At 47.7% G+C, this 21,651-nt stretch carries 19 protein-coding genes; 4 read left to right on the top strand and 15 right to left on the bottom strand.

Annotated elements, in window-relative coordinates:
* Positions 1–27 precede the first annotated feature (27 nt).
* From ACO6V5_RS14040 to ACO6V5_RS14020, 5 genes are all read right to left on the bottom strand, one after another.
* The gene (locus ACO6V5_RS14040; protein ID WP_422137160.1) at positions 28–1,155 is read right to left on the bottom strand and encodes a hypothetical protein; all 1,128 of its coding nucleotides are present in this window, start codon (positions 1,153–1,155) and stop codon (positions 28–30) included.
* 275 nt (positions 1,156–1,430) lie between these two features.
* Complete coding sequence (locus ACO6V5_RS14035; protein WP_422409138.1) at positions 1,431–2,786, bottom strand: hypothetical protein; 1,356 nt, start codon at positions 2,784–2,786, stop codon at positions 1,431–1,433.
* A gap of 133 nt (positions 2,787–2,919) precedes the next feature.
* Positions 2,920–4,173, bottom strand: a complete 1,254-nt coding sequence (locus ACO6V5_RS14030; RefSeq protein WP_422409136.1) for a hypothetical protein — start codon at positions 4,171–4,173, stop codon at positions 2,920–2,922.
* A gap of 280 nt (positions 4,174–4,453) precedes the next feature.
* Entirely contained in the window at positions 4,454–5,854 is a 1,401-nt protein-coding gene (locus ACO6V5_RS14025) for a hypothetical protein (RefSeq protein WP_422132455.1), read from the bottom strand.
* A gap of 143 nt (positions 5,855–5,997) precedes the next feature.
* Entirely contained in the window at positions 5,998–7,263 is a 1,266-nt protein-coding gene (locus ACO6V5_RS14020; RefSeq protein WP_422132456.1) for a 6-phosphofructokinase, read from the bottom strand.
* 251 nt (positions 7,264–7,514) lie between these two features.
* Between ACO6V5_RS14020 and mpl the strand changes: the two genes are divergently transcribed.
* The gene (gene mpl, locus ACO6V5_RS14015) at positions 7,515–8,882 is read left to right on the top strand and encodes a UDP-N-acetylmuramate:L-alanyl-gamma-D-glutamyl-meso-diaminopimelate ligase (protein ID WP_422132457.1); all 1,368 of its coding nucleotides are present in this window, start codon (positions 7,515–7,517) and stop codon (positions 8,880–8,882) included.
* A 67-nt stretch (positions 8,883–8,949) separates the two neighbouring features.
* Positions 8,950–9,501: a flavin prenyltransferase UbiX gene (locus ACO6V5_RS14010; protein ID WP_422137072.1), complete on the top strand. Its 552-nt coding sequence runs from the start codon at positions 8,950–8,952 to the stop codon at positions 9,499–9,501.
* Between the two features lie 4 nt (positions 9,502–9,505).
* Here ACO6V5_RS14010 and ACO6V5_RS14005 read toward each other — a convergent pair whose 3' ends face one another.
* The 6 genes from ACO6V5_RS14005 to ACO6V5_RS13980 all read right to left on the bottom strand — a co-directional run bounded on the left by ACO6V5_RS14005 (position 9,506) and on the right by ACO6V5_RS13980 (position 14,121).
* Positions 9,506–10,366, bottom strand: a complete 861-nt coding sequence (locus tag ACO6V5_RS14005) for a hypothetical protein (protein ID WP_422413372.1) — start codon at positions 10,364–10,366, stop codon at positions 9,506–9,508.
* Positions 10,367–10,630: 264 nt separating this feature from the next.
* Positions 10,631–11,563: a hypothetical protein gene (locus tag ACO6V5_RS14000; RefSeq protein ID WP_422132459.1), complete on the bottom strand. Its 933-nt coding sequence runs from the start codon at positions 11,561–11,563 to the stop codon at positions 10,631–10,633.
* A 50-nt stretch (positions 11,564–11,613) separates the two neighbouring features.
* Positions 11,614–11,919 carry a hypothetical protein gene (locus ACO6V5_RS13995; RefSeq protein ID WP_422132460.1) on the bottom strand — a complete coding sequence of 102 codons (306 nt, stop codon included), beginning with the start codon at positions 11,917–11,919 and terminating at the stop codon, positions 11,614–11,616.
* 215 nt (positions 11,920–12,134) lie between these two features.
* Entirely contained in the window at positions 12,135–12,677 is a 543-nt protein-coding gene (locus tag ACO6V5_RS13990) for a hypothetical protein (RefSeq protein ID WP_422132461.1), read from the bottom strand.
* Between the two features lie 125 nt (positions 12,678–12,802).
* Positions 12,803–13,174, bottom strand: a complete 372-nt coding sequence (locus tag ACO6V5_RS13985; RefSeq protein ID WP_422132462.1) for a c-type cytochrome — start codon at positions 13,172–13,174, stop codon at positions 12,803–12,805.
* A 374-nt stretch (positions 13,175–13,548) separates the two neighbouring features.
* Positions 13,549–14,121, bottom strand: a complete 573-nt coding sequence (locus ACO6V5_RS13980; RefSeq protein ID WP_422442202.1) for a hypothetical protein — start codon at positions 14,119–14,121, stop codon at positions 13,549–13,551.
* 458 nt (positions 14,122–14,579) lie between these two features.
* Between ACO6V5_RS13980 and ACO6V5_RS13975 the strand changes: the two genes are divergently transcribed.
* Positions 14,580–15,392 carry a hypothetical protein gene (locus ACO6V5_RS13975; protein ID WP_422137165.1) on the top strand — a complete coding sequence of 271 codons (813 nt, stop codon included), beginning with the start codon at positions 14,580–14,582 and terminating at the stop codon, positions 15,390–15,392.
* Positions 15,393–15,594: 202 nt separating this feature from the next.
* On the opposite strand, the gene ACO6V5_RS13970 is transcribed toward ACO6V5_RS13975, so the two are convergent.
* Positions 15,595–16,704, bottom strand: a complete 1,110-nt coding sequence (locus tag ACO6V5_RS13970; RefSeq protein WP_422132465.1) for a polysaccharide deacetylase family protein — start codon at positions 16,702–16,704, stop codon at positions 15,595–15,597.
* Between the two features lie 156 nt (positions 16,705–16,860).
* Positions 16,861–17,544: a tRNA (guanosine(18)-2'-O)-methyltransferase TrmH gene (trmH, locus tag ACO6V5_RS13965; RefSeq protein WP_422132466.1), complete on the bottom strand. Its 684-nt coding sequence runs from the start codon at positions 17,542–17,544 to the stop codon at positions 16,861–16,863.
* A gap of 153 nt (positions 17,545–17,697) precedes the next feature.
* On the opposite strand from trmH, the gene ACO6V5_RS13960 reads away from it, so the two are divergent.
* On the top strand, positions 17,698–18,951 hold the full coding sequence (locus tag ACO6V5_RS13960) for a bifunctional DedA family/phosphatase PAP2 family protein (RefSeq protein WP_422137166.1): 1,254 nt from the start codon (positions 17,698–17,700) through the stop codon (positions 18,949–18,951).
* A gap of 58 nt (positions 18,952–19,009) precedes the next feature.
* Here ACO6V5_RS13960 and ACO6V5_RS13955 read toward each other — a convergent pair whose 3' ends face one another.
* Positions 19,010–20,680 carry an alpha/beta fold hydrolase gene (locus tag ACO6V5_RS13955; RefSeq protein ID WP_422413179.1) on the bottom strand — a complete coding sequence of 557 codons (1,671 nt, stop codon included), beginning with the start codon at positions 20,678–20,680 and terminating at the stop codon, positions 19,010–19,012.
* 199 nt (positions 20,681–20,879) lie between these two features.
* Entirely contained in the window at positions 20,880–21,614 is a 735-nt protein-coding gene (locus ACO6V5_RS13950; RefSeq protein WP_422132469.1) for an FAD-binding oxidoreductase, read from the bottom strand.
* Positions 21,615–21,651 lie beyond the last annotated feature (37 nt).

Below are 21,651 nucleotides of genomic sequence, written 5' to 3'. Positions count from 1 at the left end.
ATATTCGCTGATTTAGACCTCACAGACTCATCGCCCTCTGTGGCAGCGGCGTTTGTGCTCTGCCAAGGCTCGTCTATTTAAGCAGGTTCTCTGGCATGACCGCAGCAGGCCATCCTCGTCGACAAAGGGTATGAGACATGTCAGATTGTCTGTTCTCCTTGTGAAAACGAAAGGCAACGAACGGAAATCCCGGGGCTCGTTATGAGTACCTGGTAAGTTCTGTTGTGCCTCTTCGGTTACTGCAAAATCAGGTGATTGTGCTAATAAATTCATATCTGCTCTGCAAAGTGGGCAGGTTTTCATTGACCGTCGCGGAGCGTTCAGAAACACCCTTCGTAAACAGTGTGTGTCAATTTTCTGTGAACAACAGGGAGTAACCATTGCATTGTTAAATTTATCAAAACATATAGGGCAGTTCTCACCTGCTTCAGCCAGCTCTTGGCTATCGGATGGTGGTCGGAATCGACAGACGCCATTACAGGAATCGACGTAACAATCCAAACCGTAAGTGTGCTGGTGTTGTTCAGGGTTTCCGTTACCTTCGCCAGAGCCTGAGTCCAGTGAGCTGGTGAAAGAACCTGTAAGTTGGGTGGTTGTTCCTGAGACCTGCTGACCGGATGATTCTGATGGCTGGCTTTGTTGTGGGTTATCTTCGGGGCTAAGCATCATTGTATTGATCACAAACGGATAATACTGGCTCAATTCTTGTTGTCCGATCGTACCAAACATGGGTGAATCCGGGCTCCAATAGGTGTTTAACAACGAGTCGGCAACAATAAACGGTAGCCATGAATAAATGTTGGAGTTTAGATGGGCGTCTTTGGTAGTCAGGGTCAGTTTGCAGGCAACCAGCAAATGGGTAGCGTAGAGCAGATGCCACGAAATCGACTCACTAATGCCTGTTTTTAGCCCGTCACTGCCGGGTCCGGGTGACTGGGAATCTGACCCCATAAAGTTGTTTGTTTTGGCAATGCTTGAAGGGTTGTTCGGCAATGTGCGCAGGTCATGCTGCGTGATAGAGAAGCTCTGGGTTTCAGGGAAATCTGTATTCTGTTCAAGTTCGACAACAAAATGTTGTGTCGATCGTTGAGCATGGCAGGTGGCAGACAAAGACAGCAGTAACAGCAGTGGTACATAGATTGACTGTTTGGTCATTTATTCTTACATCCTGGTTTAAATGTTCTGCAAGTAATTTTGCGAGACCAAGTGTAGACCAGGAAAATTGATTGCGTTGCAGCAGTACCCGTTGGCGAGCCATGAGAGGGTAGTCACGAGCCATTTGGCTCGTGCATCTCCTCAATAGTCTCTTTTAGGAGGAGCCGATGAATTCCCAAGATGGGAGCCCGGAGTGCCTGAGAGTGTGGGAACGAGTCAACGTGGACGCTGCTGGTCCTCCTCAGTCCCACGGTTATGTCACAGCTTCATTGCCGTCAGTGTCTTTTTCTTTCGTGGTCCGCCAGGGCACTGGCATTTCTGCAGATCTTTCCGCATGGCCTTTGTTGGCCATTCTTGCCGATCACGGTCATTACGCAGGTTTTTTGCACTATGTGGAATTTACTTTTGTGATGCGCCAGAGCTTGAACATTTTTGAATTTTTTTCCACATGGACCTGACTGGCCATCTTTGGAGGTGACGGTCACATAACAGGTTGGTTGCTCGTTGTGATAGCGGCGTTTGTGGTATGACAGGGATATGGGATTCCTGCAGATTTTCCTGCACTGCCGAACCCGGCCATCCTCGCCGACTACTGGCCTGTCACATATTAGATCGTCTGTTCTCCTGATGAAAACGAGAGGGTCCGAACGGACACCCCGGGGCTCGTTATAAGAATCAGGCAAGTCCTGCTGTGTTTCTTCAGTTACTGCTAAATCCGGCGATCGTGCTAAAAAATCCATGTCTGCTCTGCAAAATGGGCAGGTTTTCGTGGTCCATCGTGGAGTGGCCAGAAACACCCTTCGCAAACAGTATGTGTCAATTTTCTGCGAACAACAGGGAGTGACAATTATATCGCTAAACTTTTCGTAGCATATAGGGCAATTCTCGTCTGTTTCAGCCAGCTCACTGCTATCAGATGGTGGTCGGAATCGACAAACGCCATTACAGGAATCGACGTAACAATCCAAACCGTAAGTATGTTGATGTTGTTCAGGGTCTCCGTTACCGTCGCCATAACCTGAATCCAGAGGGCTGGTGAAAGAACTTGTTAATTGGGTGGTTGTTCCTGATGCCTGCTGACCGGATGATGCGGATAGCTGGCTTTGTTGTGGGTTATCTCCGGGGCTGGGCGCCATGGTGGTGATTACAAACGGATAATCCTGACTCAATTCATGTTGTCCAATCCGATTAAACATGGGGGAATCGGGATTCCAATAGCTGCTTAACAGCAAGCCGACAACGATAAACGGTAGCCATGAATAGGTGTTGGAATTTATATAGACGTCTTTGGTCGTCAGGGTCAGATCGTAGGCAACCAGTGCATGGGTAGCGTAGAGCACATGCCACGAAATCGACTCAATGATGGCCGTATGTAGTCCGTATCTGCGGGGTCCGGGTGGTATGTTATTTGCCGGGGAATCTGATCCTTCATAGTTGTTTATTTTGGTAATGATTGAAGGGTTTTTCGGCAATGTATGCGGGTAGTGCTGTTGGATAGAAAAGCTTTTGTCTGGAGAGTCTGTATTTTGTTGAAGCTCGACAATATAACGTTCTGTTAATGCTTGAGCCCGGCAGGTGACAGATAATAACAAGAGTAACAGCAGGGCCGTAAAAATTGGTTTTACAATCACTTTTTTCTTACATTTTGATTTAAAGCGAAGAAGTGTAGACCAGAAAAACAGGTGTGTTTTCTAATAAAGACCATTTGTTAAAAAAACTCTATCGCTGGCTGCTGAGCCCCCGGGGCGTGGTCATGTCACAGGTTCATTGCCGTCGGTGGTGCATCATCTTGTGAAAACTCAGGGTTCTGGCATTCCGGAAGATCCTGCTGCATGGCCTTTGCTGGCCATTCTCGCCGATCACGGTCAGTTCACAGGTTTGTTGCCCAGAGTGGTACTGTGTTACGTGTGCTGCCAAGGCTCTTCTATTCCTGCAGTGCCTCCCGCATGGCCGTGGCTGGCGATCCTGGCCGATTATGACATTGTCACATGTCAGACTGTCTGCTCTCCCGGTGAAAACGAAAGGGGCCAAACGAAAACCCCAGGGTTCGTTATAAGGATTTGGTCGGTCCTGCTGTCCCTCTTCGCTTACTGCAAAATCCGGTGATTGTGCTAACAAATTCATGTCTGCTCTGCAAAGTGGGCAGGTTTTCATTGACCGTCGTGGAGCATTCTGAAACGTCCTTTTTAAACAGTGGTTATCAATTTTCTGCGAACAACAGGGAGTAATCATTGTGTTGCTAAACTTTTCATAGCATATAGGACACTCCTCATCTGCTTCAGCTCGCTCACTGCTATCGGATGGTGGTCGAAATCGACAAACACCATTACAGGAATCGACGAAACAATTTAAACCGTAAGTATGCTGGTGTTGTTCAGGGTCTCCGTTACCATCGCCAGCGCCGGAATCCAGAGAGCTGGTGGGAGAGCCTGTCAGTTGGGTGGTTGTTACTGCTGTGGCCTGCTGTCCGGATGATGCTGGTGGCTGGCCTTGTTGTGGGTTATCTCCGGGGTTGGGCGTCATGGTGTTGATCGCAAACGGATAATCCTGACTCAATTCTTGTTGTCCAATGGTGCCAAACATGGGTGAATCGGGATTCCAATAGCTGTTTAAAAGTGATTCGACAACGATAAACGCTAGCCATGAATAGGTGTTGGAATTTATATAGACGTCTTTGGTCGTCAGGGTAAGTTCAAAGGCAACCAGCAGACGGGTAGCATAAAGCACATGCCACGAAATCGACTCAATAATGGTTGTTTTTAGCCCGTAACCGTCGGGTCCAAATGGTATGTTATTTGCCGGGTAATTTGACTCTGCATAGTCGTTTGTTTTGGCAATGATTGTAGGGTCGTCAGGCAATGTATGTGGATAATGCTGTTGGATAGGAAAGCTTTTGTCTGGAGAACCTGTATTCTGTCGCAGCTCGACAATATAACGTTTTGTCAGCATTTGAGCCTGGCAGGTGACCGGTAATGATAGCAGCAACAGCAGCACTGCGGGGAGTGGGTGTTTGATCATTTATTCTTGCATCCTGATTTAAATATTCTGCAATCAATCTTGCGAGGCCAAGTGTAGCCCAGGAAAATTCTTTGAAGCGCTGCGGTATCCTTTGGCGAGGCCGAAGAGGGTAATCACGAGCCATTCGGTGGTGGATGGGTGGCTTTGTGTACCTATCAAAACGATTATTGTCTTTTACTGAAGGGGCTTATGCATTCCCACGCTTTGACCCACAGGGCCTGAAAGCGTGAGAACGAGGGCAAAGCGGGAACGAGTTGAGAGCAAAAGGCGAGCGTCAGATTTAATCGCTACTGACTTCTTTTTGCTTTTCTGAGGCTGGGTTATGCTGGTTCACACTGGCAGGCCTACGACCATGATACATCATTCTGTGCTGCATCAGACGCTGAGGATTCATGCAAATCCGCGTGCACCACGGCCACCCCGGGCCCTCAACCTCAATGCCACAGACTAGCAGGTCGTGTCTGTTTTGGTTACCCGATGGGGCTTCAGGGGTGGGTTGGCTCCGACTCAACGCAGCACAGAACCTTTGCCAAAACTTCGATAGATTGTCCTTCAGACCCGTTCCGGCTCCCTGCTGTTTTTCCCAGCCGTTGTGAAACTTGTCAAAGTGATCCACCAGGGCTTGACGACTCCCGCAGATCGTCCCGCATGGTTGCAGCGTGCCATTCGGGCTTTTCACGCGTTCGCCACAAACTGCCTCTTCACAGAGTAGGTAAATGTACCCGTTTCGGAAAACCTCCGGGTCTCTTGCAGTGGCTATTTGGGCAAGAGTCGCGTGTTGGGTCTGACGCAAATATGATAACTCCCTCGATTCTGTTTTTATTGGCTGTGTTTCTGGAGTCTCAGCTATGGAGGTTGACGGCGACTGGGCAAGCGAAAGTGAGAACCCAACGGCTTCTGAAGGAGAGCTTTGTGGATCGAATTCCCCATCGAGCCCTGAGCCTTGTTCCGTTGTTGCTTCTGATTTTCTGAATTTACAAACGCCATTACAGTTATCTGCGTGACAGTTTAGATCGAAAGTGTGTTGCTGTTGTTTAGGGTCTCCGTTACCTTCGCCAGAGTCAGAATGCGGGTGGCTGGTGATAGTGCCTCTCAGTCGTATGGTTGTTCCTGAGGCTTGCTGGGTGGATGCTGTTGATAGCTGGCCTTGTTGAGAATTATCTTCGGGGCTGAGCATCATAGTGTTGATTGCAAACGGGTGGTCCTTACTCGCCTCTGGTTGTCCTATCGGGTTAAACATCGGTAAGTCGCTGATCCAATAGCTGCTTAAAAGAGAGCCGACAGCGATAAATGCAAGGGGTAGTTGAGAATAGGTTTTGGCGTCTGGAGAAGTGTCATGAGTGGTCAGGATCAGTTCGAAGGCAACCAGCAGATGAGTAGCGAAAAGCAAATTCCAGGAAATCGACTCAATAATGGTCTTTTTTAGCCAGTAACCGTCGGGTCCGAATGCCAGGTTATTTGTCGGGGAGTCTAATAATGCATAGCTGTTTGTTTTGCCAGTGATTGAAGGGTTATCCGGCAATGTATGCCGGTCATGCCGCTTGATAGAAAAGATTTTTTCAGAAGAATCCACATTTTGTTGCAGCTCGACAATATAACGCTCTGTCAACCATTGAGCCTGGCAGGTGACAGATGACGACAGCAACAACAGCAGTGCCGCAAGGAGTGAGTGTTTGAACATTTATTCTTACATCCTGATTTAAAGTTTCTGCAAGTAATCTTGCGAGACTGAGTTTAGATCAGGAAAGTAAGAGTGTTTTTTTAATAAAGCACGCCCGGAAGAGGTCACTACATAGCATGATTTCCTGTCCGGGCGTGTTCGATTCAGCTATCAAAAGTGTTGTTGAGTTTTTTCTCAACCATCACTTTTCTCAGCTTGGCGAATCTTGGCAGACCATTGAGATAAGGCGGGTATTCTTCACCTTCAATCAGCGGCTCAAGGTATTCCCGGCAGACCGGAGTAATGCCAAAGCCTTCCTCATCAATGAACTCCATGGGCATTTTCTTTTCGAAGTTGGCCACTTCTTCCAACTGCACTTCACCGATAGACCAGCGATAGGGCGCATTGGACTCACGGGTGATACAGGGCATTACGGCATTTTTGCCAGTGACCGCCAGTTCAACTGCTGCTTTACCCACGGCATAAGCCTGTTCAACATCCACTCTGGAGGCAATATGTCTGGCTGAACGCTGCAGGTAGTCTGCCACCGCATAGTGGTATTTGAAGCCGTGCTCCCGCTTGATCATGGTGCACAGTGCCGGTGCCACACCACCGAGCTGCTGATGACCAAAAGAGTCGATGACCGTGGTTGAAGCAGATACAAAACTGCCATCGGCGTATTTGGCGCCTTCAGAGGCGACAATGACACAGTAACCTTCTTCATCCACGGTTTTCTTGACCTTGGCCAGAAACTTTTCTTTATTCAGCGGCGTTTCCGGGAACACAATAATATGAGGAGGGTCTCCATTCTGACGGGCTGCCAGTCCGGCGGCGGCTGCCAGCCAGCCGGCATGGCGGCCCATCACTTCCATGACAAACACCTTCGTAGAGGTATCGCACATAGAGGCAATATCGTGGCTGGCCTCTTTGGTGGAAACGGCAAGGTATTTGGCGGCTGAACCAAACCCGGGGCAGTTGTCGGTTACCGCCAGATCATTATCGATGGTTTTGGGAATGCCAATGCAGGTGATAGGGTAGCCCATTTTTTCACTGAGCTGAGACACCTTCAGCGCCGTATCCATGGAATCGTTACCGCCGTTGTAGAAGAAGTAGCCGATATTGTGTGTCTGAAACACTTCGATCAGTCGGCGGTATTCTGCTTCACTCTCTTCGAAGGATTTGAGCTTGTAACGGCATGATCCAAATGCGCCTCCGGGGGTTCGGTGAAGTGCTCCGATGGTTTCATGGGATTCCTGACTGGTGTCAATCAGTTCTTCTCTGAGCGCTCCCAGAATACCGTTATAACCCGCATAGACCTTACCAATTTGGTCCGGATAGCGACGTGCGGTCTCGATAACGGCGCAGGCACTGGCATTGATAACTGCTGTTACGCCCCCTGACTGTGCATAAAATGCATGTTTGATTGACATCCTGAGTGGCTCTCGCTGAATAGTAATCTTGGCTTTGAATGTTTCTGTTGTTCTATGGTTTAGCGGGTTTCGATCCGCATAATACTTAAAACAAGCCTGTTTGTCCGTTTATTTAGCGGAATTTTTTCTGTAAAAAGGTAAGGAAAGAGTCTTAAATCCACGGCCAGAACGACTTCGCATTGGCCATATGTTTTCAGAACCGTTTGCGGCCCTTGAAGAGCCGCCAGCGACTGACGATGAGTAAGGATGGTATGCGCATACATATTCTGGGAATCTGCGGCACATTTATGGGAAGCCTCGCCCTTCTGGCCAGGGATATTGGCATCAGGGTCAGTGGTTCCGATGAACATGTCTATCCGCCCATGAGCACACAGCTGGAAGCTGAAGGTATTCAGCTGATGCAGGGCTATCATATCGAACATCTTGACCATGAGCCTGATCTGGTCGTGATAGGGAATGCCATGAGCCGGGGGAACCCGATTGTAGAGCACGTCCTGAACAAGGGACTTGCTTATACCTCGGGTCCCCAGTTTTTTGCCGAGCACATTCTGAAAGACAAATGGGTGATGGCCGCCGCTGGTACTCATGGCAAAACCACAACCGGCAGCATGTTGGCGTGGATTCTGGAATATGCAGGCATGTCGCCGGGTTTTCTGATTGGTGGCATCCCGGCTAACTTTGGTATTTCGGCTAGAATGGGGAAGACTCCGTTTTTTGTGGTCGAAGCGGATGAGTACGATACCGCCTTCTTCGATAAACGTTCTAAGTTTGTTCACTACCATCCCCGTACAGCCATACTGAATAATCTTGAATTTGATCACGCGGATATCTTCGAAAATCTTGCCGCTATCCAGAAGCAGTTTCACCATCTGGTCAGAACAATACCGGGTGATGGCCGAATTATATCTCCGGCGAACTGCGAAGCCCTGAACCAGGTTCTGGCGATGGGGTGCTGGTCGGAACAGGAGCAGTTGGGAGTTGAGTGGACGACCCACCTGACTGCAACGGATGGCAGTGGTTTTGATGTCATCTATCAGGGCAAGGTGGTTGGCCAGGTCAACTGGTCGCATACGGGTGATCACAACGTTGCCAACGGCCTGGCGGCTATAGCCGCTGCCCGGCACGTCGGGGTGTTGCCTGCTCTGGCTTGTGAAGCACTCAGCCTCTTCAAGGGGGTCAAACGCAGAATGGAATTGCTGGCTGATATAGGTGGCATCAAAGTGTATGATGACTTCGCCCATCATCCGACGGCGATTGAAACCACTTTGAATGGCTTACGTGCCCGACATCAGAATGACCGTATTCGGGCTGTTATCGAGCCGCGCTCCAATACCATGAAAATGGGCGTTCATGGTGATGCTTTGTCGGGTTGTGTCAGGAATGCGTCTGAAGTCATCTGGTTTCAGCCCACAAATATTGAGTGGTTACAGGGTGAGTTTATTGACAAAAGCCCCGTTCCTACCCGTGTAATGTCGTCTACTGAAGAGATCATCGATTACCTGATTGAAACTTCTGAGAAGGGTGATCATCTGGTCATTATGAGTAATGGTGGCTTTGAGGGAATTCATCAGCGTCTGCTGGTGAAACTTAATAACGCGGCAGCGTCAGAAAAAGGTTAATACATTGGCTGAGAGAATTACTCTTGCTATTACCGGGGCTTCCGGGGCCCAGTATGGACTCAGGTTGATGCAGTGTCTTGTCGCTTCGGGGGCAGAGATTTTTTGCATGATTTCAAGAGCCGCAAAAGTGGTGATTGAAACGGAAACGTCTCTTCATCTGCCTGACGGCGACCGGGAAGCAGAGGCTGTCTTGATTGATTACTGCAAAGCCAGAGCCGGGCAGATCAAACTATTGGGCCATGAAGAATGGATGTCGCCCGTTGCCTCTGGCAGTGGTGCTGCCAGTAAGATGGTCGTCTGTCCCTGCAGTTCGGGCACATTGTCGTCTATAACCTATGGAGCCAGTAATAATCTGATTGAGAGAGCTGCGGATGTGGCTTTAAAAGAGCGCAGAAAGCTGGTTCTGGTGCCCAGAGAAGCACCATATTCGGAGATTCACCTTGAGAATATGCTCAAGTTGACCCGAATGGGGGCAGTGATTTTGCCTGCCTCACCCGGATTTTATAACAAACCTGAAACTATGGAAGATCTGGTGGATTTTGTGGTGGCCAGGATATTAAGCCAGCTGGACATCGAGCAGACACTGATGCCCGGGTGGGGGCAGTCGTACGTTAATTAGTTAATTAGTTAATTCGCGACTGCAGGTTGTGAAGCCAGAGAGCCAGTGCGTCCAGATAAAGTATTATCCGGGTCCCTTCATCCGCAGTCTGAGCGGTTACTTCAGGCTGGAAAGCGTCAGGAAGCTCCTGTTTCACCACTTCCAGTTGATAGTGGGCATGGGGTTGGTCAGAAATTACCAGTGTTCTGCCGGGAGTCGGTGCTGCTTTCATCCACTGAATCAGGGTGTCCCGCGTGTTGGCTCTCTGCCAGTGATTCTGTTTCCAGACTCTGGGAGAGTCAACAAACTCTGTCGGCAGCTTTTTCATCTCCCCGGGAAGTTTCATGGTGGCAAACAGTTGCATGGCACCTTCTGTCTCTGTGATGGGGCGGGCAGTTCTGGCGCCCTTTCCCCGGGCCTGTTCACCAATACTGTTGGCAACAAGACTGTCAATATTATCGATACCCTCTTTCAGTGGACGTTGTCCTACCAGAAAAACAATTTTGTTAAACCGGACACCCTCCTGCCAGAGTTTGGCGAGGTGGTCAAGTCTTCGCTCCATTCCGGGAACCGTTGCCCCCAGGACTAAGGAGTACTCATAGTTTGTAGAGGATGGGAGTAACTCCTGAACGAAGTTGAGCGCCTTAAGGTGACCCATAACCGCCAGATGCTGGTCCGGTGTCAGGGGCAGATCCTTCATCTCCCAGCGCTCCTGACCGGGTTGTCTGCGCCACTGTTGAGAAGCAATGATCAGAGAGTCGAGGGAGTTTGTGTGAGAGATACCGACTTCGTCCATTAAAGTGGCTAAGCCCGACAGTTTCAGAGGGTTAATGACTGTGCTGTGGTCCAGAATCGAGCTGTCAGAGGCGGGGGCATGTCGGTGCATAGAGTCCTTCCATGGAATCAGTCAGAATGGGAAAAGGCAGGTGTTAAAACATTAAGTACCTAACCAGTTGGTTTCGCATATTCTGGACGGCGGCTTTTTCCATCCTTCTGCGTTCCAACTCTGGTTGCGTAGCTATGGCTACGCGCCCGTCGTTGCGCCTTGAAGGATGAAAAAATCCACTCGCCAGAATATGCAAAACCAACTGGCCAGGTACTTACTAAAGCCGTAATAGAATTTTTCGGCCGGGCAGAAGAGTGATTTAGACTATTGCCTGTCAGCCTCCTGGCCTGCTTTCTGAGCGATTCTGATCTGCAGGTTGTGAAGCCAGAGGGCCAAAGCATCGAGGATCATGATGATTTGACTGTCAGGATCTGCTTGCTGGGCCGTTCCCTCGGTGATGAAGCCTTGGGGTAATTCCTGCCGGATGACCTCTTGCTGATAAAGAAGATGCGGCTGGTTTGATACGATCAGGGCAGAGCCGGGTTTGGGGTTGCTCTTTACCCAGCTTTTGAAACTGTCTCTTGTGTTGCCCCGTTGCCATCGATCGACCAGCCAGGTTCGGCTCGATGAGAAGAGTTCAACAGGAATATTTTGCATGTCATCAGGCATTTCAGTGGACATATAGACCATCCTGGCGGCTTCTTTTTCTGTTGCAGGGCGTGCCTTTTGTTTTTTATCCCTGGAAGCCTCTTTACCAATCACGTCAGAAACCAGTAATTCTGTCATGTCGATGTCGTCGTGAATGGGGCGCTCTCCGGATAAAAAAATGATCCGGTCGAAGCGAACGCCTTCCTTCCAGAGTGTGACCAGATGCTGAAAACGACTTTTCATCCGTGGTGCTGTTGCACCTAGCACCAGAGCGTAATCAAACTGTTTCTTATTGGGTTTCTGTTGATTGATTAAGCCCAGGGCTGCCAGATACTTCCTCACCTTTTTTTTCTGTTTGGCAGAAAAATTCAGGTCTGCCACTTCCCAGCGCTCCTGGCCGGGTTTTCTCCGCCACTGCTGAGTTGCTTCGACCATGGAGTTAAAATCTTTCTTGTGAGGAGTGCCCGTTTCAGAGAGCAGTGCTGACAGTGTATCAAGTTGCTGCTGGCTTAATGCAGGATCAGCAGCCAGAGTCTTGGCTGTCAGGAAGAGCGTCAGTAAAAGCCCTGATAGCTGGAGCTTATAGCGTTGATAGGAGCTGAAGTTCATGACCATTGATGGACCCGGTTAAAACACCTCAGCATAGATCAGTTTTTGATTCAATGTGGTAAAGATGGCAAAGAAGATTTCGCTACCGCATTAATCAGGCTCTGATCCAGATCGGGGAGCGCCCAGGCTTCAGGGTAGTTTTTTGAGAGTTCTGCAATCATGATCGAGTATTCTTCTGCCGGTTTATTAAGAAGGTAGGTCAGAAAGGTATAGATGCGGTTGGACATCTGATGATTAAACTGTGTCATCTGTTCTTCTGAGATAGCCCTGGTTTTTTCAGCCTCCTCCAGAACAGAGTTGCGGGTACAGTTAGCAGCAATCATCAGGGCCAGTTTTTTGACGGTATCATCATTCATGGGACTTCCTCAGCTTGTGTGTTTTCCTATCTTCAGTGTAGATCGGTTGAATTCGGTCAAAGTAAAGCGGGTTCTTATAGATCGGGTAATTGAATTTATGGTTTTGAAAGTCAATGGGGAAAAACCTCATGATTGCCTTTTGAGACCTCACTCTTGAAGCACAAAGCGTGGCATTGGCAAAATGCCACGCTATACCAAAAGCAGTTTATTGATACTTAATTATGAAAATTTTCTGCTGTCAGCTTATAAGGCTCATCAGGTTTAATATCTCCATACAGATCTTGATACCTTTGCAGTTTGGCGGCATCCTGGTTGGTCTGTTCCTGTTGTCTGGCAACGTTTGACCAGGTGCTGGTGGCGTAATAAAGCCCGACCGCACCACCCAGGCCCATGCTGAAAGCAGCACCTACCGTTGATCCAAAGAGGAAGCCTCCCGCCAATGCACCACCCATTCCCCATCGGGCGAAGGTTCCCCAGGCTTCATTGATGCGTACACAATACTGCTTGATGCTTTTCCAGGCTCTGGACGTTCCAATGGATTTGATCTTGTCCTTTATAAAGGTCGGTACTTTGATACTGTCCACAGACAGCCCCATAAAGGTTCTTTTGGCTCTGGCGCCCAATTGCTCAAGAGCTCTACCTCCAGCTCTAACCAGAGTATTAGCAGTGTCTATCGCCAGCTGATCATGCGTCCCATTAATGATCTTATGATCCTGAAACACTGGCGTTGAATGCGTTGCTTCTGTTCCGTAAGCCATGGCATACCTCCTTGATAATCCATGAGCGGGTTGGTTTTTTCACGACAGGCAGTATGACATGGGGTGAAAAGAGAGGTCACTGACGGTTCGGTCAGTGTGGCTAACATCAGGCTCTCAGAGGCTCCCTAAAAAGTATCAATGGGACACCTTTGCAGTGAGTACCATTCACTGATGGCGTCTATCTCTTCCCCGGTCAGCATCCTGGCGATATTGACCATGGGGATATGGTTGCCTCGCAGTCCATTCCGATAATCATTCAGCTGCTTCACCATATAGACTTTCTTCTGACAGGCCAGATTAGGATTAATGTCAGCAGTGCCTATGCCGTCGGGGCCATGGCATCCGGAACACAGAACCAGGGCCTTATTTTTCGCAGCTTCCAGTCTCGGAGTCATTTCAACCGGACGAAATTCAGAGCTTTTGTGCCCGGACAGGTCGCATCCGGCCAGCAGGACCGCAGAGAAGAGGCTGATGGGCAGCCAGGGCTTAATGTTCATAATGTTCCCCAAGATACCTCTCTAATGGGTCAGGCTCCTAGCTGAGGCGGTGTGTGTTGAAGGTTAGAGACCTCCGGCTACCCGGTTTAGCCGTGCCTTGCGATGACGTTAGTATTAATGACAAGAATGTGAATCTGTATGACAAAACATTAAACAATGAACTTACATTTTTGTCTAATTCACAAAACTTTAAAAAGGAGGAGTATTAAATGTCGATTTTTTGCATTACACAAAGGAATGAGAATCTACACCAAAATTTCTGAGTGGTTTTGATCTTGTTTTGTACGGCTATCGCCTGCTTCAGCTGCGCATCGCAGGGCGACGCCTCGGAACGAACCTGATCAATTGTTATGTTTGTTGTTAAGGTGGATAAATTACTTTTCAGATGAAATAGACTGTAACAAGACTATGGTTTCATAGAAATTGGTGTCGATTCCAATAGACTTGTAAAAGTCATGAAAACCTTGGTTATTGAGAAAAGTACTTAATATTTGTTCCAGTAAAAATTTGGTTCTGGCTTTCAAATCTCCTACCCCCATTGATTCATACGGACGCAGGAAATCACTCAAGCTTACACCATGCAGAGTGGTTGTACCGAACTCTGCCGCCTTTGTAGCAAACTCCTGAGGTATATGCTTATGGAAGACTTGGCTCATTGATTTTTGAAGATTCTGCACAAACACGTCTTTGGCAGATGTTGCAGAAACTTCCAGTTTAGAGTGAAGCACTGAAAAACATGCCCTGAGTTCATCAAGAGTAATGCTAAGCCCTGAAGAACTTTTTAAGTCTTCATGTTTTCCAAACTCCTCTGAGTTTGATGGAAGAGTTTTCTCCATGCCCCGATCAAAAAAATCCAATACTTTTTTCGTTTCAGATAGTAGGTCAGCATGAAGCTCTACGGAACATGTAGCTATTAAAACCAACAAACACCTTATGATCTTCATCATTGTCGTCCAACCGAGTGGTGGTTCTGCAGTATGTATAGTTGAAATTTCTGGGAAAGCATAATGCTGATTTCAGTTGCTGCACCGCAGGCTGAGCGACCTCCAAAAATCGTCAACAGGTTGGCAATCATGGGTTCCAGCTTTTTTTGCTTATTCGCCACTTCTCCATGGGTGCCACTCCTTTTACGAATGAAATGTAAATAATTTTTAAATAAGGAGATGTGTCATACCTAATCTGCTATACCTGTGGCCTCAAAATGGAAATTTTTGAAAACTTTTGAAGAGTTAGGTGCTGAATAAAATAGCTGCTTTGATACTACCGGGAATGCACAGATTATTTACTTGAACCATTACCAGTGGAATGAGGATCAATGTAAGGCCTCATATAGATATTATTGAGAATATGACATGTTATAGTCTGGGCAGTCTTAAAATTAAGATATTTGTATAAGTGTCATGCTATGAACTTAATTGAAAAAATATTGGTTGCGGTAATAGCTACTTTTCTTTTAAACGTGCAAGGTGCTGTAGCAATTAACTTAAAAGATGTTTTCAAATATGACGTGCCGCTTTTAATTATTTTAAACTATTTAAGCTGTCCAGAAGAAGTAAACCTTATTGAGGCAATTCAAGATGTAGAGGGTATGGAAAGAGCTATAGTGCTGGTAACTAATGATGTGGCCGATAAAGTTAGCCATATTGATTTTTCTTTTGTTTCAGAAACAATCTGGGTCAATGGGTTAAAAAATTGTTTGCAGGAAGATATAATTCGCCTCGATGACCAAAGTTTTACTATAAAGGGGGTACCATTGCCTGGTTTGCTTTCATATTCTCCAATTGATAAATTTGAAGTAAAACTTGTTCAGTCTGTAGTACTTTATGATTGTGAAATTAAATCATGGGTAGGAGAACAGTGGTCTATTGCAGGTCAAAGGAAAGATGGAGTTGTGTTTTTTATTGAGGGAGGGGTTGTTGACTCAACAACTTACGACACAGAAGGTACAATTCTATTAGCTCCGTCGTGGCTGGAGCTTATTAAAAATTTGGATCTTTACGATGCAATATGTCTTTTCAATGGATGTAAAATTTCCCAGGATATGCGACTTTTAATTGTTTCTTGTATAAGCTCGACATCTGATATTTCAAGAATTGTGATGAGTATCTTATGTGAAATAATTAGTGGTAAGCAAAAAGAAATTCAAGAGATTATTCGCCAGTGTAAGCTTCAAAAAACACTTGTTTCAGAGTTTCTCACACTATCCTATATAAACTAGTCATTCATTTCTTTGAATGATGAAATATAGAGTACATTACGAGTTTTTAGAAAAAACACCTCAAAGACTGCTATTGCCAAGAGACTCACTTTAATATTCATTTAATCCTGTTTCAGCCATTCAGTTAAATCAGAGTGGCTGAAACGGATTAAGCGTTTGTATCACTCTCTGTCAAAAGACAGCAAGCCCTGGTCAGGTGACTCTAATCAATGGCTTTTCCATCTTCCGTAAGGCGAAGCCATTGGTGAGAAAACCAGTAATAATGACGTCCATCCATCGAAGGGGCCGTGCAGTTATAGCGACTGCGACCAACTGGCAGTGGCGATTTTGCCTGAGTTGTGAATCGGGTTTTCTCTTTATCGAACCATTTCACTTCAACTTTGCCCTGTCCGGAGACATAACAATTGAGTTGCTGTTTCTGATAGCTGCCATCGGCCAGAGTAAGGGTTAAAGAGGGTGTCAGGTTTTTTGGATCGATGATGGCGGTATCGGGTTCCTGCTGCATCACTGGCAGGGGTCTGCTGTTAACTTTGGTTCTGAAACCACTCATATCGGAATAACTTCCGGACATAGGGAAGCGGGGCAGACGGGTAAAGTCTGATAATGGGCCAACGGCACCAGACTGCTGTCCAAATCCAATATAGCCCATCTCTTTGATCATCTTTCTCAGTTCCGGGGCTGTCTCACCGAAAGGCCAGGCCAGCATTTTCACATTCTGACCGGTTTCTTTCCTGATGCGTTGTTCGGTTTCGGTGATCTCTTTTCTGGAACGCTCGAGCCAGGCCTGATTGGATTCTCCGGGTTGCTTTTCCGGCATATGAGGGTGGTTGAGGGTGTGGTTGGCGATGGTCGCGCCTGAGCGGGTCATCTCCTGAATCTGCTGCCAGGTCAGGAAGTTGCCAAAGCCACTGTCTACTGGCTGAGTGCTGACAAAAATGGTAAAGGGCCAGCCCTTTTCTTTCAGCATTGGGAAAGCATTCTCGTAGATGTTCTTATAAGCATCATCGAAAGTGATCACTACCGTTTTATCAGGCACCGAGTCGCCATTTTGTATGGCTTTGGTGATGGCCTCTATGGGCGCTACGTTAAAGTCATTCTTATCCAGGTAATCCAGATGTTGTCTGAACATCTCTGGCGTAATACTGGTGATAGCCGGGGTCTTGTCACTGACATGATGATATTGCAGGAAAACCGCGCTATCTGCTGCCATAGCCAGTGAAGGTATGAATGCAGCTGCAGCCAGTAATCCTCTCAAGGGCAAAGAGGCAGTGCGGTTGAGTTGCCTGATGCGGGATACTATACGGGGGATCATGTAGCCTCTGTTTTTAAAGTAAGAGTGAGTAATGAGTACAAGGACTGCTTATGAAGAGTTTCAATGTTTGAAACTAAGACATTTACGGTATGTTTGGCAAGCATTGTCAGCTCATGACAAGGGACTGGCTTCAATGAGCAGAAACTGCCATAGGACTCAGGTATCAGTCCGGACCTGGGCATACCAGGAAGATGGGTCTATAAGCTGCCCGTTGTCATCCATTTGCGGGTATTTCAGCCCCCGCTGGTCACAATACCGAGCCAGTTCGGGGTATCCCCAGCGAAACAGGGTTGGGGGGTAGATCTCGGGAGGCAGGCTTGGTTTATCATACATTCCCTTTAACAGACGCTGTCTTTGAGCTTCAACCAGGATGACCGCTGCTGCTACCGAGACGTTGAAAGAAGCCACAATACCTTGCATGGGAATAATAATGTGCTGGTCAGCAAGCTCTGCTGCCTCGGTGCTGATCCCTTTTTTCTCAGCGCCCATCATTACGGCTACAGGTGAAGTGTAATCAACTTCTGAATAGGGGATTGCAGTGTTGGAAAAATGCGCAGCATAAACTTTAAAGCCGCTGGCTTTCAGTTGTGATATACCTTCCTCTACACTGCTGTGATGATGAACATTGACATATTTGTGGCTGCCAACAGTCCTGCCGCGGAAATTTCGATAGCCCATCTTTGGCTGGCTGAGATGAATATCGGGAATGCCTACTGCATCGCAGGTTCGGATAATAGCTGAAAGGTTATGGGGTTTATGAACCTGATCGGTGATTACCGTCAGGTCGGGCTGGCGTCGATCCAGAAGGTGTTTAAATTTCTTGTAACGTTCCGGTGTCATGGCTCTGCTCTCAATATTGTATTGCGTGGCATTTCTCGTAGGTATGATAGGAGTATTTTACATCAATGAATTCACCCAGGGTTATAAGCCTTCTTGCTTTGCAGGAGAACACTGGCTTCTGGCCAAAAATGATGACTCTGAAAGAGGCTTTTTGTGGAATCAGATAGCTTTGTTGCAGTGCATGAATGGCTTCAACATCACGGGTACTGGCTGGGCCCGATTATAGCATTGGCTGCTTTTGTGGAGTCGCTGGTGGCCATCGGTTTTCTCATTCCTGGTGTTGCACTGCTGTTTGCTCTTGGGGCTCTGGCTGGCAGTGGGTTGATGGAACCCTTACCCATGTTGGCCTGGGCTTTTGTGGGCGCGGCCCTGGGAGATGGTGTCAGCTTTCAGGTGGGTTATCATTTACATGGTCGAATTCGCAACTGCTGGCCATTTTCAAGGCATCCCGGTTGGCTGGAAAAAGGCGAACGCTTTTTTGAACGGTACGGTGGCTTCAGTGTTGCCCTGGGGCGTTTTATAGGCCCTATCCGTCCGGTGATTCCAGCCGTTGCCGGGATGATGGATATGCCTCCCCTGCGTTTTTATATTATCAACCTGCTCTCCACGGCGCCCTGGGCGATAGCCTACACCATGCCGGGCTATCTGACCGGTGCTGCCCTGAAGCTGGATGTGCCGCAATCCTTTTACTATCTTTTAACCGGTTTGACCGTTGTTTCGTTGTTGATTGCTTATCTGGGGCTGATTCTGGATCGCAGGTTCTACAGGAAAAAGTTGATGCTGCTGTTACCGGTCAGCTTCATTGTGATAGCGCATATCAGCCTGTTACTTCTGACAGTGATGGACGTCAGTGGTCAGTTTGATGACCACAATCCCAGAATGCACTCGTTTATTGCCAGTATTTCTGTACCGATAGTTGAGTACCTGTCCGGTCTGGTGACCTGGCTGGGAAGTGCCCTTATTCTCTGGTTACCCCTGGTGTTGTTTGCTGTCTACTTTCTCTGGTGCAGGCGCTATAAAAAATTGTTGATTATGTCGACTTGCCTGGCGGGTATGGAGGCAACTCTCTGGTTGATGAAATGGGGGATTGATAAACCCAGACCAGCTGACTTTGATGGTCTGGATCAGTTTTCTTTCCCTTCCGGGCATACCACTCAGGCTACCTTTGTCTGGCTGCTGGTGACCTTATACCTGGTGGCCGCCAAGAGAGGCGTTGTTAAGTTCAGTGCCTACAGTTGTGCCATGATGATTGCCCTGATGGTGGCACTCTCGAGACTTGTGCTTGAAGCCCACTGGTTTGGAGATGTTCTGGCAGGTTTGCTGTTAGGAAGTATCTGGTTCAGTGTGGCGGTGACTGCAGAGAGAGTTTACTTTAACGAGAAAATCCCCAAGCCCCGAATATCCTGATAGAAACCGCCCGGAATGGTTCCGGGCGGTGATGTTCAGAAGAAGAAACTGTGTAGGCTCAGTTTGCCTGAAGGGTTGGAATCGTGAATGTTGATTGCTTCTGGCGACTGAACTCGAAATCAATAAAGTAATTGTTGCTTGTAGGTCTCTTATACTGAGGGTCCTTAGTATCTATAGCCAACACAACCCGGTGCCCTTCCGGTACATCGTAAGCTGTGGTGACCAGCTCGAAGGACATTTCAATTTTTTGTCCGGGTTCGGCCTGAGGCAAGGTTGATACACCGTGGGTGATCAATCTTGCATTACCCAAACTGTCCATGTCATAGAGATAGCCCACCAGTTGTGCCTTGTCATAGTGTGGTTGTACGACAAGGTTAACGGTCGGATTACCCCTTATTTTCATGACGTTCTGCAGCTTATCGGTGTTGAAATAAATGCCTCTGAAATCGGATGCGGCGTAAATGTTAGTGACGACCGGGACTTCAAGCTGTTCCAGAAGTTGTGAAAGAACAGGAATCTGGGTACTGAATAAACTACCCGTCCAGGAGTTGATAGTGTTGTCTTTTGACATCCAGAACGGTGGTTCATAGGGAAAGGTTTCCAAATCGCCGTTATCAAATGCAGACCTTGGATGAAGATAGTACTTCTGCTCTGCAGCTTCTTTTATTGGAAAACCGTCGAACCCTTCATACCGGTCCTGGAACTTTACTTTCATCTGAAACGGACTGGCCTGACTCAGTTCGTTACTTTCACCCTTCAGGTGAATGTCGAACCATTGGTAGACATTGTTCCAGATTCTGTCTTCACCAATGCCCAACAGCGGAGGCAACAGCTCTGCCGTTGCATGGGTTCCGGTCAGCAGATCTATATATTTGGGGGTACTCAGCTGACTGTACATCTCAAGCAGAGAGTTTGCCTGGAAAAGGTTATCGCCATAAGCTTTGGCAAAATAGACGGCAGTATTATTCTGATTCAGTTGCTCGACGTAGCTGATCGGAGACCTTTCATCTGCCCACTCGATAACGGCAGGTAACTGATCCAGCTTCTGGTTTTTAATGATGTTCCAGTTTTCAGCAATGATCGGATCGGGACTGCCTTGGAGGTCAGATAACAAAATCAGTAATTCTCCCCAGGCCAGTCTGGGGGTTTGATTGCCGTAGAGTGCGTCCAGCAAGCTTCCCCAGCTGCTCATGGCGGCAACGGCTTTGACCCGTTCATCCTGAGCAGCTCCGATCAGGCTGATTCCTGAGCCATAAGAGATACCCGCAGTACCAACCGCATTGGGGTTTACAGGGTAGTTATTCAGTAGAAAGTCAATGACCTGACTGTAGTCGGCAATGTCTTTAGGACCAGCCGTGTCAATTTGTCCGGTAGACTCACCAAAGCCCCGGGTAGAATAGCTAAGAACAACATATCCTCGTTCAGCCAGAGCTGCAGCCTGTTGCAGGTACTGGTACTCATTCATCCCCCAACTGTTAATAAAAACGACAGCGGGTGCAGACCCGGTGAGTTGGGTGGGCACAAAGATATTAGCGGTCAGTTCTACGCCATCATTGGTCAGAATGACAATATCATCATCGGTTGTATAGCGATCAGACTCTGGAAACTGTCCATTGTTCAGCAATCCGGCAGCGAACTGAAACAGTGGCTGTATGGATGCGAAGGAATGGAGAGGGAGGAGAGACAATGCCAGGTGAAGAACCAGCAGCTTGAGTAGCCGTTTCGACATGGAGTTACCTTTTTTATTATTTTTATATTGTTTTTTGTTGTTTTTATATTTTTTTCACCCGCAATTGAATCTCGACGATTACCGTTTCGTTTCAACGGGGTGTAACTCATCATACACAGGTTTTAAGTGGGTGTGTATTAACTTATTGGTGCTATCTAAAAACTGCAATGGGCGCCTATGGTTTCAGTCGCAAGAAGGATTAACTGGAAAAGACATACTTTTCCCGCTTGACCTGCCTTGGTCCAAAGCCCAGCTCTTTCAGTTCTGCGGAAGCATCGTCAATCATGGCAGGGTTGCCACACAGGTAAACCAGGTCTTTTTCGGGTGAAAGATTCAGTTGTGGAAACTGATTCTGAAGGTAACCAGGGTATTCGTTGGCGGAGGAGTTCAGTGACTTTTCCCTGCTATAACAGGCCCTGTATTCTATGGATTCGGATAAAGCAGCAAGGTCACGAAAATCCTGCTCGTAAATCATATCGGCCCTGTCTCTTACACCCATCAAAACAAGAATCCGAGTACCTTCACTGGCCAGTTTTTTCAGTTCAGGTACCATGGCCCGGTAAGGTGCAAGACCTGTTCCGGTACCTGCCAGTATGATGCGTCCGTCGTGTTGTTTCGGTACGGTGAGCACACCGAAAGGCCCGCCGATGGACAGTTCCAGACCCGCTTCTGCTTCACTGAACAGAGAAGAGGCAACCCCCCCTTTAACAAAGCTAATGGCTATCTCAAGCTGTTGAGAGTTTTGGAAAGACTCGGGTGAATTGGCAATGCTGTAACTTCTTTTGTAGTCCTGTCCCTGGAAGGAGAAGTGCAACTGCACAAATTGTCCGGGCTGATAGTCAAAACCGGCCTCTAACCTGAAGTCCAGTTGTACGGAGTTCTGACTGAGCTGGTGTTTGGCTGTCAGGGTTGCTGGATAGAGTGGGCGTGGCATTTCGAACTCCTTGAGCGTATTAAATAGGAACTCATTA

The sequence above is a fragment of the Endozoicomonas sp. ALD068 genome (genome assembly GCF_049310145.1).
GTDB lineage: Bacteria > Pseudomonadota > Gammaproteobacteria > Pseudomonadales > Endozoicomonadaceae > Endozoicomonas_A.
Note: the sequence above shows the minus strand (reverse complement) of the source record. Positions and strands in the feature narration are given on the sequence as shown.